Source organism: Deinococcus aestuarii (assembly GCF_018863415.1).
GTDB lineage: Bacteria > Deinococcota > Deinococci > Deinococcales > Deinococcaceae > Deinococcus > Deinococcus aestuarii.
Genome location: NZ_JAHKSN010000001.1, coordinates 394,355 through 409,398, shown reverse-complemented (window position 1 = coordinate 409,398; position 15,044 = coordinate 394,355). Strand labels below are relative to the sequence as shown.

16 protein-coding genes are annotated in these 15,044 nt (G+C 66.2%); all 16 read left to right on the top strand.

Annotation, left to right across the window (positions count from 1 at the left end):
- Nucleotides 1–29: 29 nt before the first annotated feature.
- The 16 genes from IC605_RS01945 (at nt 30) to nuoL (ending at nt 15,010) form a co-directional block, all read left to right on the top strand.
- Nucleotides 30–1,196 (top strand): sensor histidine kinase, encoded by a 1,167-nt coding sequence (locus tag IC605_RS01945; RefSeq protein WP_216318128.1) that lies wholly within the window; start codon nt 30–32, stop codon nt 1,194–1,196.
- Between the two features lie 73 nt (nt 1,197–1,269).
- Nucleotides 1,270–1,689, top strand: a complete 420-nt coding sequence (locus tag IC605_RS01940; protein ID WP_216318125.1) for a hypothetical protein — start codon at nt 1,270–1,272, stop codon at nt 1,687–1,689.
- Nucleotides 1,690–1,991: 302 nt separating this feature from the next.
- Complete coding sequence (locus IC605_RS01935) at nt 1,992–2,327, top strand: NADH-quinone oxidoreductase subunit A (protein ID WP_216318781.1); 336 nt, start codon at nt 1,992–1,994, stop codon at nt 2,325–2,327.
- 13 nt (nt 2,328–2,340) lie between these two features.
- Entirely contained in the window at nt 2,341–2,877 is a 537-nt protein-coding gene (locus tag IC605_RS01930) for a NuoB/complex I 20 kDa subunit family protein (RefSeq protein WP_102127850.1), read from the top strand.
- A complete protein-coding gene (locus IC605_RS01925; protein ID WP_216318122.1) occupies nt 2,874–3,521 on the top strand; it encodes an NADH-quinone oxidoreductase subunit C in 648 nt (215 codons plus the stop codon). Before IC605_RS01930 ends, IC605_RS01925 begins: the two co-directional genes overlap by 4 nt.
- Nucleotides 3,522–3,568: 47 nt before the next feature.
- Complete coding sequence (gene nuoD, locus IC605_RS01920) at nt 3,569–4,801, top strand: NADH dehydrogenase (quinone) subunit D (protein ID WP_216318778.1); 1,233 nt, start codon at nt 3,569–3,571, stop codon at nt 4,799–4,801.
- Nucleotides 4,802–4,803: 2 nt separating this feature from the next.
- Entirely contained in the window at nt 4,804–5,622 is an 819-nt protein-coding gene (locus IC605_RS01915; protein WP_216318119.1) for a DUF1963 domain-containing protein, read from the top strand.
- A gap of 11 nt (nt 5,623–5,633) precedes the next feature.
- Nucleotides 5,634–6,248 carry an NADH-quinone oxidoreductase subunit NuoE gene (gene nuoE, locus IC605_RS01910; protein ID WP_216318775.1) on the top strand — a complete coding sequence of 205 codons (615 nt, stop codon included), beginning with the start codon at nt 5,634–5,636 and terminating at the stop codon, nt 6,246–6,248.
- The gene (gene nuoF, locus IC605_RS01905) at nt 6,245–7,585 is read left to right on the top strand and encodes an NADH-quinone oxidoreductase subunit NuoF (RefSeq protein ID WP_216318116.1); all 1,341 of its coding nucleotides are present in this window, start codon (nt 6,245–6,247) and stop codon (nt 7,583–7,585) included. The genes nuoE and nuoF overlap by 4 nt, the downstream gene beginning before the upstream one ends.
- Nucleotides 7,570–8,124 (top strand): DUF4240 domain-containing protein, encoded by a 555-nt coding sequence (locus IC605_RS01900; RefSeq protein ID WP_216318113.1) that lies wholly within the window; start codon nt 7,570–7,572, stop codon nt 8,122–8,124. The genes nuoF and IC605_RS01900 overlap by 16 nt, the downstream gene beginning before the upstream one ends.
- Nucleotides 8,121–10,295, top strand: coding sequence for an NADH-quinone oxidoreductase subunit NuoG (gene nuoG, locus IC605_RS01895; RefSeq protein ID WP_216318110.1), 2,175 nt, complete (start codon nt 8,121–8,123; stop codon nt 10,293–10,295). The genes IC605_RS01900 and nuoG overlap by 4 nt, the downstream gene beginning before the upstream one ends.
- Nucleotides 10,295–11,464 carry an NADH-quinone oxidoreductase subunit NuoH gene (gene nuoH / locus IC605_RS01890; RefSeq protein ID WP_216318107.1) on the top strand — a complete coding sequence of 390 codons (1,170 nt, stop codon included), beginning with the start codon at nt 10,295–10,297 and terminating at the stop codon, nt 11,462–11,464. The genes nuoG and nuoH overlap by 1 nt, the downstream gene beginning before the upstream one ends.
- A 36-nt stretch (nt 11,465–11,500) precedes the next feature.
- Entirely contained in the window at nt 11,501–12,040 is a 540-nt protein-coding gene (gene nuoI / locus IC605_RS01885; RefSeq protein ID WP_216318104.1) for an NADH-quinone oxidoreductase subunit NuoI, read from the top strand.
- A gap of 97 nt (nt 12,041–12,137) precedes the next feature.
- Nucleotides 12,138–12,782 (top strand): NADH-quinone oxidoreductase subunit J, encoded by a 645-nt coding sequence (locus IC605_RS01880; RefSeq protein WP_343216468.1) that lies wholly within the window; start codon nt 12,138–12,140, stop codon nt 12,780–12,782.
- A complete protein-coding gene (nuoK, locus tag IC605_RS01875) occupies nt 12,782–13,084 on the top strand; it encodes an NADH-quinone oxidoreductase subunit NuoK (RefSeq protein ID WP_102127858.1) in 303 nt (100 codons plus the stop codon). Before IC605_RS01880 ends, nuoK begins: the two co-directional genes overlap by 1 nt.
- Before the next feature lie 9 nt (nt 13,085–13,093).
- Nucleotides 13,094–15,010 carry an NADH-quinone oxidoreductase subunit L gene (gene nuoL / locus IC605_RS01870; RefSeq protein ID WP_216318101.1) on the top strand — a complete coding sequence of 639 codons (1,917 nt, stop codon included), beginning with the start codon at nt 13,094–13,096 and terminating at the stop codon, nt 15,008–15,010.
- Nucleotides 15,011–15,044 lie beyond the last annotated feature (34 nt).

The window sequence follows — 15,044 nt, the reverse complement described above, 5'->3', positions numbered from 1 at the left end:
AGCTGACGGGGTAGACTCCAGGGCACGTCATGCCGAGTCCCGATGCCCAGGTGGCCTATTCCCAGGTGGTCTTCGTCGTGTCCCACGACCGCTCGCGGGCCGCCCGGCTCGCGCCCGCGCTGGCCCAGGCCCAGGTGATCCCCGTTCCCGACGCCGAGACGCTGCTGCGGGAGGCGCACGTCCGACCGCCCGCCGTCGCGCTCCTGTATGCCGACACCCCCGGCGTGCCCCTCGCCGAGGTGCTGCCCCTGCTGAGGCAACGGGCCGAACTCGCGGGCACCCGCTGGCTCGCGGTGGGCACGCACGGCCTCGGTGCCCTCCTCGCGGCGGGGGCCGACGCCCTGATCAGCGACACGACGGCGCCCGACGCGCTGGCCCTTCAGGTCCGCACCCTGCTCGCCCGCGCGGCGCAGCACCGCGACCAGGAGGGCCGCATCACCACGCTTCAGCGACGCCTCGACACCTGGGAACACGAGGAGCGGGTGCGCGACCAGCTCGTGCATATGCTCGTCCACGACCTCAAAAACCCCATTGCCGCCGTCATGGGGCTGCTGGAAGTCGTCGAGGAGGACGACCGGGTGCCCGACGACACGCGCGAACTCGTCAAGATCGCCCACGACGAGACCCAGCACCTGCTCCACCTCGCCGTGAACATGCTCGACGTGCGCAAAATCCAGGCGGGCAAGATGAACCTGCGCCCCGAGCTGATGTTCAGCCCGATGTTCGAGGAGGTCATCGAACAATCACGCGGCGACGTGGGCACCGGCCTGCGCGACCGGGTGGTCCGGGTGGAGGTGGCCCCCAACCTCAGCCCCGCCCGCGCCGACCCTGAGATCCTGCGCCGGGTGCTGGCGAATTTGCTCAGCAACGCCATGAAGCATACGGGCACGGGCGGCGTGATCCAGATTAGCGTCCGCAAGGACGGCGACGAGACGCTGATCTCCGTGCGCGACGACGGCGAGGGCATCCCCGCCGAGGACATCCCCAACCTCTTCGCCGCCTTCGAGCAGTCGCGCCTGACCCTGCACGGCCGCTTCGACACCGGCATGGGCCTGGCCTTCTGCAAGCTCGCCGTCGAGGAGCACGGCGGCACGATCTGGGTCGAGTCCGAGCGTGGCAAGGGCTCCACCTTCACCTTCACCCTGCCCCCCGCCCAGGACGCGGAGGACGACGACTTCGTGGAGTTGTTGAGCTAGGGGAGGGCAGCCCGGCGTGGAAACACGTTGGTCGGTCAGAGCACGGTAGGAAACTGGACGATACCTTCCCGAGGTGCAGCCTTCGTATGGTGGACTCGGGTTTGTCCAAAACAGCATCCTCACCCTTCTTGGACTTGCCTGGTGGATCACCGTTGTCGGTGGATTGGACAGTTTGCCGAACGTATGGGAGCGGTGGTTGGGGCTCGCGCTCTATCTGGCCTGCTGTGTGGGCCTGCTTCTGCCCAGAAAAAGTTCGCAGGGGGAGTCCTGGACCAGGCTCATTCCCTGGGTCCTGCTGTGGGTGACCGGCTGGGCGGCGGCGGCAGTGGCAGGACAGGCCTGGGAACAGACGGATCAGAGAGTGTGGAGCACGGTGGTGATCGCGGCGGTGGGTGCAGGAACGTTCTGGTTCGTGACGGTAGTTCATCATCCTGGGATGACGCCCGGACTGCGGGTTCTGCTGACCGTGCTGATTTTCCTCTTTATAGGGTAAGTCAGAAGGTGCAGACCTCTTCTCCGTCCTGGTCCCTCGATGGTCTAGGACGCACAAGACGAATCTGGCATCGGGAAGCCGTCCCCCGCGCCACCCACGTTGTCCAGCCGTCACGGGGGGCTCGCGCACCTTGCAAAACGTGCCGCCGTGCTAGAACTTAAGGCGTACCACAAGCCGCTTTTCATTCCGGTTCGTCAGGCCCTCTCTTTTTTTTAGCCCACTCGTGCGTTTTTTCACGAGTAGGGTGAAGGGGGGAGGAGGGCAGAAGGGAGACTCCCATCGAGTACGCGAATTTCGTGATCATGCTGCTCATCGCCCTGGGGATCGGGGTGCTGGCCGTGGTGGTGAGCGCGATCCTGGGCCCGAAAAAGGCCAGCCGCACCAAGTTAATGGCCTATGAGAGCGGCAACGACCCGGAGCACGGCGGTGTGGGCACGGGCCAACGCTTCCCGGTGCACTTCTACCTCGTCGCCATGCTGTTCATCATCTTCGACATCGAGACGGCGTTTTTTTTCCCGCTGGCTGTGGCGTACCAGAAGCTCGTGCCCTTCGCCTTTTTCGAGGCCGTGACGTTCGTTGGACTGCTGCTCGTCGGGTATTACTACATCCTCAAGAAGGGCGTGCTGGAATGGGCGTGAAGGAGTTTTCCATATGGCGCTGAAAGAACTCTTTGACCGCGACTGGCAGGAACTCGAATCCGAAGGCGTCCTCTTTTCGAGCCTGGAAAAGCTCGTCGCCTGGGGGCGCAGCAATTCCCTTTGGCCTGCCACTTTCGGCTTGGCCTGCTGCGCCATCGAGATGATGAGCAGCACGGACGGACGAAACGACCTCGCCCGCTTCGGCTCTGAGGTTTTCCGCGCGAGCCCGAGGCAGGCGGACGTGATGATCGTCGCCGGGCGGCTGAGCAAGAAGATGGCGCCGATCATGCGCCGGGTGTACGACCAGATGCCCGACCCCAAGTGGGTGATCAGCATGGGCGCGTGCGCCTCCTCGGGTGGCATGTTCAACAACTACGCCATCGTGCAGAACGTGGACCATGTGGTGCCCGTGGACATCTACGTGCCCGGCTGCCCGCCCCGCCCCGAGGCGCTGATCTACGCCGTGATGCAGCTTCAGAAAAAGGTGCGCGGCGAGGCCTTCGACGAACTCGGCACCCAGCTCCCGATGGTGGAGGCCTGGACGAGATGACGGGCCAGGAGACGATCATCGTCATGACTGGAACGGGCACGGTTCAGAGTGACCCCCGCGACGTGACTTCCCTCATCGCCGAACTCGGGCTGACGGAGGACGAGGCCGCCGAGCCGACCGCCCTCGTACCGCACGAGCGGCTGCGGGAAGTGGCGTACGCCCTCAAGCAGCGCGGCTTCATGCTGATGGACACGGTGGGCATCGACTACAGCGCCTACCCCGCGCGCCGCCCCGCCCGCTTCGCCGTACTGCACAACGTCTACCACCCGGACGATCACCGCCGCCTCTTCCTGCGCGTGTGGGTGAATGACGGGGAGCCCGTGGACAGCCTCTACCCCGTCTGGAAGGCCGCGAACTACCTGGAGCGCGAGGTGTACGACCTGATGGGCGTGGAGTTCGTGGACCACCCCGACCTCCGCAAGGTGCTCACGCCGGACGACCTGGAGGGCCACCCCCTCCGCAAGGACTTCCCCATCGGCGAGACACCCACAATGTTCCGGGAAGGTCGCTTCCTTGATCCGGGTGCCTTCCGCGCGGGCCTGACAGGGCGTGAGGCGGGGCTCAGCAAGTACCGGGGCGAGCTGCGGCGCGGCCAGGGTGAGGACCGGGTGCCGCCTGTCATGCCAGATGGAGGGCCGAAATGACCATCAAGGACCGTGACGTGAACTCCGGCACCCTCCCCCGCACGCAGATGACGCCCGACCACCAGGAGTCCACGAGCGCCGAGCGGTTGCAGGGGCAGACGGGGGCCCTCCTCCACACCGAGGTCATGAGTCTGAACGTGGGGCCGCAGCACCCCTCCACGCACGGCGTCCTGCGTCTGGTGGTGGACATGGACGGCGAGTACGTGGTGAAGGTCACGCCGCACATGGGCTACCTGCACACCGGCTTCGAGAAGACCTTCGAGCACCGCACCTACCAGCAGGGCGTGACCTACGCGCCGCGCACCGACTACCTCCACTGCTTCGGGCACGAACTCGCCTACGTGCTGAGTGCCGAAAAGCTTCTGGGGGCCGAGGTTCCCGAGCGGGCGACCACCGTGCGGGTGATCCTGCACGAGCTGGGTCGCATCCACTCGCACCTCGTCTTCGTGGGGACGGGGCTGCTCGACCTCGGGGCACTGACGCCCTTCTTCTACGCCTTCCGGGAGAAGGAAGCGCTTCAGGACCTGTTCGAGGCCGTGTGCGGCTACCGGATGAACCAGGGGTACTTCCGGGTGGGCGGCCTCGCCCGCGACATCCCCGAGGACTGGCCCGCCCGCGTCTCCGCCTTCCTCGACACGTTCGAGAAGGGTGTGGACGAGTACGAGACGCTGTTCGCCAAGAACCCGATCTTCCTCGACCGGGCGACGGGCGTGGGCGTCATCCCGCGCGACGTGGCGATTGACCTGGGGCTCACCGGGCCGAACCTGCGGGCGAGCGGCGTGGCCCTTGACCACCGCAAAGCGAACCCCTACTGCGGTTACGAGACCTACGACTTCGACGTGCCCGTGAGCCAGGCCGGGGACAGCCTCGCCCGCTTCCAACTGCGCCTGATGGAGTTCCGCGAGAGCGCGAAGATCGTGCGGCAGGCGCTGAAACGTCTCACGCCCGGTCCCGTCAAGGACCCCAACCGCAAGATCAGCCTTCCGCCCCGGCACGAGCTGGAGACGAGCATGGAGGCGGTCATCCACCACTTCAAGCTGGTGACCGAGGGTTTCCACCCCCCGGTCGGCGAGGTGTACGTGCCCGTCGAGACGGCGCGCGGCGAGGTCGGCTACTACATCGTCTCGGACGGCGGCTCGATGCCCTACCGGGTGAAGATTCGCGCGCCAAGCTTCGTGAACCTGCAAGCGTTGGAATACGCCTGCGTGGGCGGCCAGTTCGCCGACCTCATCACCATCCTGGCGACGATTGACCCGGTGCTGGGGGATGTGGATCGGTGAGTATGACTAACCTGCCAGCCACTCACGCGCACTTGCGACTTCCGGAATTTCCGAAGGTTCTGGAGCCGCGCCGTGAATGGCTTGAGGCAAACGTGCGGCCCGCGTGGTTGCTGCGCGCGGTTGAGAGTCAGTCCATTCAAGAGGGTGACAGTTTTCTTGGTGGCAATGCTCCCTACTTGCCGGAAGGTGAGGCATGGCCCACTTGCCCACACTGCACCCGTGAAATGGGCTTCGTCATGCAGGTAAATCTTGCTCCGTTTGTGGGTGTGCTGAAGTTTGTCCAACCTGGAACTTTCCAGTTCTGGAACTGCTGGTATTGCCTGCCATCCGGTGATGCCTATGCTGATGCCCGGCAATTGAGAACACACTCGAAATCGTACCGAGCTGACTTTATTTCCTATGGCTCAAGCAGTCACCTCGCCCGCTGGTATGTGGGTAAAGCGTTGAGCCTTGGCACGGCACATGGCGCTGAACAGAACTACTCCGGTCCTATTCTGCTAAGCCCTGAGCCCTACCTGAGCTTGCCTCACCCGTTCGATGACGGCCTGGACGGTTGGGACAGTGAGGAGATAGATGTCTATTGGGAGGTTTCAGATCAGTATTGGAACCGCGAGACGATCTCCCAAGTAGGCGGTTACCCCTCATGGATGCAGGACGGCACGACTCCGCGTGACCCAACGACGGGGGAGCCGACTGCATTTGCCCTTGCACTTGGCACGGGCGATACAGGCGTGATTTGGGGGGATACAGGGTTCTACTACTTCTTTGCTTCAAACAACGGTGACCTTTCAGAGCCTTTCGTTCTGGAGCAGACCACATGAAAGAGGAGAAGTTGACCTACTTCGCAGACAAACAACCCCTCGTCGCCGACATCTTCTCCCGCTACCCGGCCTCTCCACAAGGCCGACGCTCGGCGCTGATGCCGCTGCTGCGTGAGGTGCAGAACGCCTTCGGGTACGTGTCGGAGACGCACATGGCGGAGATCGCTTCTCTTTGCGGCACGACGGCGACCGAGGTGCGGAGCGTGATGAGCTTCTATTCGACGTACCACACGGTCCCGACCGGCAAGTACCACCTCCAGGTCTGCTCGACGCTGATGTGCGCGCTGGCAGGAAGCGACGAGCTGTGGGACCACCTCGTCTCCACGTTGGACGTGCAGCCGGGCGAGGTCAGCCCGGACGGGCGTTTCAGCGTGCAGAAAGTGGAGTGCCTGGGAAGCTGCGGCACCGCGCCCGTCGTGCAGATCGGCGACGAGGGCTACTACGAGAACGTGACCCGCGCGAAGTGCGACCGCCTGATCAAGGCGATGCGCGCTGACACGCCGCCACCGCCCGACAACCCCGTCCCCGTCACCGTGCGGGAGGACGGGCGTCAGATGACGGCGAAGGGTGAGCGCGTTGGGGCCAGCATCCACGACCTCGCCCCGCTCGCCGGAGGTGAAGCATGACGATTGCCGAACCCGCCCCCAAACCCATTACCAGCGGCAAGGACCCCCGCTTCGCCCCCACCCTCTACGCGCACGTCGGGCAACAGGGAAGCTGGACGCTCGATTATTACCGGCAGCACGGGGGATATGAGGCGGTCAAACGCGCTTTCGCATTGGGCCCCGACGCCGTGATCGACGAGGTGAAGAAGTCCGGCCTGCGCGGGCGCGGTGGGGCAGGCTTCGCCACCGGCCTCAAGTGGTCCTTTATGCCCCTCAAGGACGGCAAGCAGCACTACATCATCTGCAACGCGGACGAGTCCGAGCCGGGCAGCTTCAAGGACCGCTACCTGCTGTCGGAGGACCCGCACCAACTGATCGAGGGGATGCTGATCGGCGGGTACGCTATGCGCGCCTCGGTCGGCTACATCTACATCCGCGGCGAGTACGTCTACGCCGCCGAACGCGTCCAGGCTGCCATCCACGAGGCGCGGGCGGCGGGGCTGCTGGGCAAGAACATCCTGGGTAGCGGCTTCGACTTCGACCTGCAACTGCACCGGGGGGCCGGGGCGTACATCTGCGGCGAGGAGACGGCGCTGATGAACTCGCTGGAGGGCCTGCGCGCCAACCCTCGCCTCAAGCCGCCCTTTCCCGCCGCCGCCGGGCTGTATGGCCTGCCGACGACCATCAACAACGTCGAGACCTTCTGCGCGGCTACCCAGATTCTCAAGTACGGCGCCGACTGGCACGCGGGCATGGGCACCGAGAAGAGCAAGGGCATGAAGCTCTTCCAGGTCTCCGGTCCCGTCGCCCGGCCCGGCGTGTACGAACTGCCGCTGGGCACCACCTTCCGCGAGCTGATCTACGACTGGGCGGGCGGCCCCACGGAGGAGATGAAGGCCATCATCCCCGGTGGCTCCTCCTGCCCGATGCTGCCGTGGGACGACAAGACGCTCGACACGCCGATGGACTACGAGAGCGTGGCCGCCGCTGGGTCCATGCTGGGCACGGGCGGCGTCACCCTGATCCCGAAGGCCGACTGCATCGTGAACGTCACCTGGAACCTCGTGCGCTTCTACGCCCACGAGTCCTGCGGCAAGTGCACCCCCTGCCGCGAGGGCATCTCGGGCTGGATGGTCCGCATGTACGAGAAGCAGGTGCGCGGGCGCGGCACGCCGAACGACGTGCAACTCATCCTCGACATGAGCGACAACATCGGCGGACGGAGCTTCTGCGCCCTCGCCGACGCCTGCCTGGGTCCGGTCCTGAGTTCGATCAAGCTCTTCCGCGAGGAGTACGACGTGCTGGCGCAGACGGGACAGCCGATGTACGGGGCGCGGAGAAGGTGGAAGGAGAGTTGACGGCAGGCTCGGACAAGCAGGTAGAAGCGTTCTGGCGGGTGATCGAGTCGGCGCGCGGCGAGAGTGGGGGCGATCTCGAACGTCAGACAAAGCTGATCGAAGAACACCTGATGAAAAGTAATGCCAGTGAAATCGTCGCCTTTCAGAAGCAGTTCGACGCGCTGATGGATAAGGCCAACACATGGGACTTGATGGCGGCGTGCTACCTCATCAATGGTGAAGCGTTTGACGGAATCTTCGACTGTTTCTGTGCTTGGCTTGTAATGCGCGGTAAGGAGTTTTATGAGGCCACAGTCGAAAGCCCGGAATCTTTAGCCGACTTCCCTGAGTTTCAGCTTTATAAGGTGATGTGGTGTGAGATTACAGAGCTACCGGAACGCATCTACAGAGAAAAAGTTGGCAGATACACGGGGCTGCGTCGGGACTACACAAACCTCAAAGGCAGCCCTTGGGAAGAAGATGAGCTTTGGAAGCGATACCCCCGCCTGTGGGCTACCTTCGGCGAGTGGCGAGCTGACGTAATGGGAGGTTCCCCTTGAAAGTCACCGTTGACGGCCTCGAACTCGACCTCCCCGCAGGCACCAGCGCTATCGACGCGGTGTTCGCCGCCGGGCGGGACGTGCCGTATTTCTGTGCGCACAGCTACCTCTCGCCCGTCGGGGCGTGCCGGATGTGCCTGATCGAGTCGGGCTCGCCGCGCAAGAACCCGGACGGGACCTTCGTGATGGAGGGCGAGGGGGACGCGGCCAAGCCCAAAATCTTCTGGTTCCCCAAGCCGATGGCCGCCTGCACCATGCAGGCCACGGAAGGGATGCACATCCGCACGGCGGCGACCTCCGAGGTCGTGGCGAAGTCGCAGGCGGGGATGATGGAGTTCACGCTCCTGAACCACCCGCTCGACTGCCCGACCTGCGACAAGGGCGGCGCGTGCGAGCTTCAGGACCGCGCCTTCGAGTACGGCTACGGGGCGAGCCGCTTCGGCTTCGACCGACGCCACGCGGACAAGCACTATCCGCTCTCCGACTTCATCATCCTCGACCAGGAGCGGTGCATCCACTGCAAACGCTGTGTGCGCTACTTCGAGGAGGTGCCGGGGCAGGAGGTGCTGGACTTCATCGAGCGTGGCGGGCACACCTTCATCGACACGGAGGAGGGCGGGCTGCCCACCGGCTTCCAGGGCAACATCGCCGACATCTGCCCGGTGGGGGCGCTGCTCGACAACGTGGCCCGCTTCCGGGGCCGCAACTGGGAGTACGACCACAACCCGACGACCTGCACCCTCTGCCCGGTGGGCTGCTCCATCACCGTGGACGCGCGCAACGGGCGGCTGGAACGCATCGTGGCGGGCGAGAACCGCGAGGTGAACGAGGCGTGGATATGCGACGCGGGCCGCTTCGGACACGGCTTCGCCTCGGAGGGGAGGCTGACCCAGCCCCTCGTCCGCGTGAACGGCGAACTGCGCGAGGCGACCTGGGATGACGCGATTGCGGCCATGCGTCAGGGGTTGGCGTACACGAACCCCGCCGACCTCGGCCTGTACCTGGGCTCGGACAGCACGCTGGAGGAGGGCGTGTCGCTCGAAGCCCTCGCCGGGCTGCTGGGCACCCGCTCGGTGGACCACTGGCCCCGCTACCCGGTGGGCGTGAGCGCCCCCGCCGCGACGCTGACGGACGTGGGCACCGCCGACGCCATCGTGGTGCTCGGTGCCGACCTGGGCGAGGAGGCCCCGGTGGTCGAGCTGCGCGTGCTGGAAGCGTTGCGCGGCGGCATCATCCCGCCCGAGTTCCCGCATGGTACCGCCATTGCAGATTTGCGGCTGGTGGAACGTCCCACCCGCAAGCCTGAGAAGTTGGCCGTGATTGGGCCGGACTCACGCCTCTCTAGGCACGCGGGAATCCGGGTAAATGAGGAGCGGGCGAGCGGGGGAGACCTGCTGGGCGCCCTGCTCAACCCCCGAACCGACGAGGCGCGGGCGGTGCTGAAGCTCCTCACCGACGCCAAGCAGCCCGTCGTCATCCTTGGCGCGGACGTACTGAACAATCCCTCGGGCGCCTTCGCCACCCAGGTTGGCGATCTCGCCATGCGGACGGGCGCGAAGGTGCTGGCGATTCCCGCCGGGCCGAACAGCAAGGGGCTAGCGCACCTGGGCCTCGTGCCCCGCTTCGGCGGTCTGGGGTATGCGCGGCTCTCCGACGCTCCCGCTGCCTTCATCTCGCGCCTCGACCCTGGGAAGCGTGCCCGCGGCTTCACCATCGTCCACGACACGCACCTGACAGACACGGCGCGGCTCGCCGACGTGGTGCTCCCCGCCGTCACCAACTACGAGAAGCGTGGGACGACTGTGAACCTCGAAGGCCGCCTCCTTCCCCTGCGGCAGTCGGCGCTGAACGCGGGCGAGGCCGCTGACCTGACGCGTACCCTGGCCGCGCTCGCCGAAGCCCTTGGGGTCCGTACCAAGGTGCGCGGACTCAAGTCGGCCCAGGCCCTCCTGCGCGACCGCCTCGGCGTGAACGTGGAGAACCTGCCTGAGAGTGGCGTCATCCAGTCCCTCGGCCAGCGTCACGAGGCGCCCACCGGCCTCCGCCACACGCCGAACCTGTGGACGGAGCGGATGGTGCCCAAGCCCAACCCCAGCTCGGACCCGCGCCACCTGACCATCGACCCACGCTTTGAACTCCCGATGGCCGCCCAGCCGGGGGGGGATGACTGATGCCCGACTGGCTCATCCAACTGCTGATCACGCTCGTCAAGGGCCTAGCCCTCGCCTTTGCCCTGCTGACGACCTTCGCATACATGACCCTCGTGGAGCGGCGCCTCCTCGCCCGGATGCAGATTCGCCTGGGGCCGAACCGGGTGGGACCAATGGGCCTCCTCCAGCCCCTCGCGGACGCGATCAAGAGCATCTTCAAGGAGGACGTGAGCGTCACGCTGGCGGACAAGCTGGTCTACACGCTCGCGCCCATTGTCGCTATCGGCATGGCGTTGACGGCCTTTGGGGGGATTCCCGGGGGCCCGCCCGGCAGTCTCTTCGGGGCGAACCCCTGGGTCTACAACCTCGACGCCGGAATCCTGGCACTGCTGGCGATCACGAGCATGGGCGTGTACGGCATCTTCCTGGGTGGTTGGGCGTCGGGCTCCAAGTACCCGATCCTGGGTGGCCTGCGGAGCAGCGCGCAGATGATCTCCTACGAACTCGGCATGGGCCTGAGCATTCTGGGCCTGCTGATGCTGGTGGGCACCACGTCCTTCCTCGGCATCGTGGGGTGGCAGGCGGCGAACGGGTGGCTGATCCTCTTCCAGTCGCTCGCCTTCGCCCTCTTCCTGATCAGCTCCTTCGCGGAGACGAACCGCACGCCCTTCGATCTGCCGGAAGCCGAGCAGGAGATCGTGGCGGGCTATCTGACGGAATACTCGGCGATCAAGTGGGCGCTCTTTCAGATGGCCGAATACGTCAACATGATCACGGCGTCGGCGATCATGGCGACCCTGTTCTTCGGGGGCTACCGGGGGCCGGGCTTCCTGAACGGCATCATCCCCGGCATCGCGGACTGGCCGATCATCTGGCTCGTCGTCAAGATCGCCTTTTTCCTCTTCCTCTTCATCTGGGTGCGGGCGACGCTGCCCCGGTTGCGCTACGACCAATTGATGCGCTTCGGGTGGAAGCTGCTGCTTCCCGTCGCCCTCGCCAACACGGTGATGACGGCGGCGTACCTGGCGTTTGCGCGGGGGACGGGGCTGTGGCTGCTCGGCCTGCTCAGCCTTGCCGGACTGGTGCTGCTGCTGGTGATGAGCGACCGGGTAAGGACCCTGTGGAACACACCCACGGTCAGGCGCGAGGGCGAATCCCTCCCCAGCACACGACCCATCGGGGGCGACTGATGCCCGTCCTCTCTCAACCCCAGAAAGGAACCACACATGGGCGTTCTTGAAATCGCCAAGGGCATGGGCGTCACGCTCGGGAAGCTCTTCCAGAAGCCGGTGACGGTCAGTTACCCGGAGCAGCGCGCGACCCTCCAGCCCCGCTTTCGCGGTCGGCACGTCCTGACCCGCCACCCGGGTACGGGATTGGAGAAGTGCATCGGCTGTTCGCTGTGCGCCGCCGCCTGCCCCGCCTACGCGATCTACGTGGAAGCGGCCGAAAACGACCCGCTGAACCCCACCAGTCCTGGCGAGCGGTACGCGAAGGTCTACGAGATCAACATGCTGCGCTGCATCTTCTGCGGCATGTGCGAGGAGGCTTGCCCGACGGGCGCGGTGGTCCTCGGCAACGAGTTCGAGATGGCCGATTACCGCTACCGCGACCTCGTGTACGGCAAGGAGGACATGCTCGTGGGCGTGGACGGCTCGCTGCCCCAGCGGCGGGAGGCGGCGCGCACGGCCAAACCCGTTCGCCTCGGCTTCCAGGTGCCGGAAGGGGCGAGGCCGGAACTGGAGGGGGTGGAGTACCCGCGATGAGGCAGACAGCACAAGGCAGAAGGTGGGAGGCGAAGATCGGCCGCCGCGTCCCTCGCATAGGGTCCTGTTCACCACTCCCCGCGCCGCAGGTGCGCCCGTGATCGCCTTCATGCTCCTCGGTGCCCTTGCCCTCGTCGGGGCCATCATGACCGTCACGGCGAAGAATGCGGTCCACGCCTCGCTGGGGCTGGTCGGCACCCTGCTCTGTGTGGCGGGTCTCTTCGCCAGCCTCAGCGCGTCGTTCCTGGCGGCCATCCAGGTGATCGTGTACGCGGGCGCGATCATGGTGCTCTTTCTGTTCGTGATCATGCTGCTCAACGCCAACCAGCCCATCTCCGGGCGGGACCCGGTGCCCTTCGTGCGGGAGCTGGCGGGGATTGGCGGGGTGGTGCTGGCGGGGGCGCTGGCGGTGCTGGCCTTCACGTACCGCGATCCGCAGCCGCTGGCGCAGGGGGTGGCGGCCCTGCGCGGCACCGGCACGGCGGCGGAACTGGCGGCCCGCACGCCCGGCAACGCGGCGGCGGTCGGCGAGGTGCTGCTCACCCGCTTCCTGCTGCCCTTCGAGGCGGTCAGCATCCTGCTGCTTGTCGCCATCGTGGGGGCCGTGGCGCTCGTGCAGCGGCCCAGGCCCCAGCCGGACGGGGTGCCGGACACGGAGCGCGTGAGTCTGCCCGCGCCGGGCGAGCCCCTGATCGAGGCCCGCGAAACGGTCGCCTTGTCGTCGGAGAGGAGGCGCCTCTGATGGCTCCCACCGGGTATTACGTCGCCCTGTCCGGGCTGCTGTTCGCCATCGGCATGATCGGGGTGCTGACCCGCCGCACGGCGATCATGATCTTCCTGAGTGTCGAGCTGATGCTGAACGCGGCGAACCTCGCGCTGGTTGCCTTCGCCCGCTCGTGGGGCGACCTGACCGGGCAGACGGCGGTGTTCATCGTGATGACGCTCGCCGCCGCCGAGGTCGCCATCGGGCTCGCCATCATCGTCGCCATCTTCCGCAAGCGCGAGACCACCAACGTGGACGCACTCGCCACCCTGAAAGGCTGAGTCGGAAGCGTGCCCCTGTACCTTCTGCCCCTCTTCCCACTGCTGGGATTCACGCTGCTGATCCTCTTTCCCCGCCTCTTTCCCGGCAAGGCGGCGGGCTGGCTCGCCTCGGGCGCCGTACTGGCGAGCTTCGTCGTCGCGGTGCTGCGGTATCTCGGGCAGGGCGACGAGCCCGCCCGCGAGGTGCTGTGGACGTGGCTGCCGAACATGGCGCTGGGTGCGAACCTCTCGGTCGGCTTCTGGTTCGACCAGCTCTCCGCCGTGATGGCCCTCATCATCACCGGGGTGGGCTTTCTGATCCACGTCTACTCGATCAGCTACATGGGCCACGACCGCCAGTTCACGCGCTTTTTCGCGTTCATGAACTTCTTCGTGGCGATGATGCTCATCCTCGTCCTCGCCGACTCCTACCCGCTGATGTTCGTGGGCTGGGAGGGGGTCGGCATGGCCTCTTACCTCCTGATCGGCTTCTGGTACTCGGGGCGCAACTCCGAGGCTTCGGGCGGCGACCTGCGAGAGGCCAGCGACCGTGAGGGCCTCGCCAACTCCAATGCCGCGCGCAAGGCCTTCATCATGAACCGCATCGGCGACGTGGGCTTCATGCTGGGGATGTTCCTGATCTACCGGCTCTACGGCACGCTCGTCATCCCCGAACTCGCCGAGCGGGCGGAGAGCGTGCGGGTGGCGGTCTCGGGCATCGAACTCGCCTGCCTCCTCCTGCTCGTCGGAGCGGTGGGCAAGAGCGGTCAGCTTCCCCTGACGACCTGGCTGCCGGACGCGATGGCGGGTCCCACGCCCGTCTCGGCCCTGATCCACGCGGCCACGATGGTCACGGCGGGCGTGTACCTGATCAGCCGCAGCCACTTCCTGTACGACCTCGCGCCCGTGGCCTCGACGTGGGTGGCGTGGGTCGGGGGCTTGACCGCGCTGTACGGCGCCCTCTCGGCCCTCAATCAGCACGACATCAAGAAAATCCTGGCGTACTCGACCGTCTCGCAACTCGGCTATATGTTCCTGGCGGTGGGGCTGCACGCCTACTCGGCGGGGGTGTTCCACCTGCTTACCCACGCTTTCTTCAAGGCGCTGCTGTTCCTCTCGGCGGGGGCCGTGATCCACGCGCTGCACGAGGAACAGGACGTGCGGGCGATGGGCGGGCTGCGGAAGTTCATGCCCTTTACCCACGTCGCCGCGCTGATGGGCGTCCTTGCCATCGCCGGAATTCCGATCTGGAGCGGTTTTTTCTCCAAGGACGCGATTCTGGCTGCCGCCTTCGAAGCCGATCCATTGCTCTACGTGGTCGGGCTGGGGGTGGCGCTGCTGACGGCCTTTTACATGGGCCGCTGGTACTTCCTGGTGTGGCGCGGCGAGTACCGGGGCCACGTGGCGCACCCGCATGAGGCGGACGGGCTGATCAAGGTGCCGCTCGGCATCCTGGCCGCGCTCGCCACCCTCGCCGGGTTCCTGAACGTGCCAACCTTCCTGGGGGGCGGTCATGCCTTCGACGACTACCTGGGGCGCGCGATTCCGGCCGAGGTGCATGAGATTCCCGTCTCGACGGAATGGCTGCTCACGGCCCTCGCCGTCGCCGCCGGGGTGTGCGGGCTGCTGTGGGCCCTCGCCGAACACCGCCGCCGCAGCCTCGCCAACGGCCCGCTCGGGCGGCTCAGCTCCAACGCGCTGTACCTCGACCGGGTGTACGACGGCCTGATCAGCGCCCCCAGCCGCGCCGTCGCGGAGGGGCTGGACGTGGTGGACCGGGGGGTGGACGTGACGTTCGGTGGGATCGCCCGCAACAGCGCCGCACCGGGGGGCTTATTCACCCGCTGGCAGAGCGGCTTCGTGCGCGCCTATGCCGTGTCCATGCTGCTCGGCACCGCCCTGATCCTGGGGTACTGGGCGCTGCGGTCGATTGGGGGCGGGGCGTGAGGGGTGGGCCAGTGAGGTCGCTGGGTCGCCCCCT

Coding starts and splice junctions, on each gene's coding strand:
- nuoF (WP_216318116.1), top strand. CDS start 6,245: ATGACGATTGCCGAACCCGCCCCCAAACCCATTACCAGCGGCAAGGAC.
- nuoH (WP_216318107.1), top strand. CDS start 10,295: ATGCCCGACTGGCTCATCCAACTGCTGATCACGCTCGTCAAGGGCCTA.
- IC605_RS01945 (WP_216318128.1), top strand. CDS start 30: ATGCCGAGTCCCGATGCCCAGGTGGCCTATTCCCAGGTGGTCTTCGTC.
- IC605_RS01925 (WP_216318122.1), top strand. CDS start 2,874: ATGACGGGCCAGGAGACGATCATCGTCATGACTGGAACGGGCACGGTT.
- nuoD (WP_216318778.1), top strand. CDS start 3,569: ATGACGCCCGACCACCAGGAGTCCACGAGCGCCGAGCGGTTGCAGGGG.
- nuoK (WP_102127858.1), top strand. CDS start 12,782: ATGGCTCCCACCGGGTATTACGTCGCCCTGTCCGGGCTGCTGTTCGCC.
- IC605_RS01935 (WP_216318781.1), top strand. CDS start 1,992: ATGCTGCTCATCGCCCTGGGGATCGGGGTGCTGGCCGTGGTGGTGAGC.
- IC605_RS01915 (WP_216318119.1), top strand. CDS start 4,804: ATGACTAACCTGCCAGCCACTCACGCGCACTTGCGACTTCCGGAATTT.
- IC605_RS01930 (WP_102127850.1), top strand. CDS start 2,341: ATGGCGCTGAAAGAACTCTTTGACCGCGACTGGCAGGAACTCGAATCC.
- nuoI (WP_216318104.1), top strand. CDS start 11,501: ATGGGCGTTCTTGAAATCGCCAAGGGCATGGGCGTCACGCTCGGGAAG.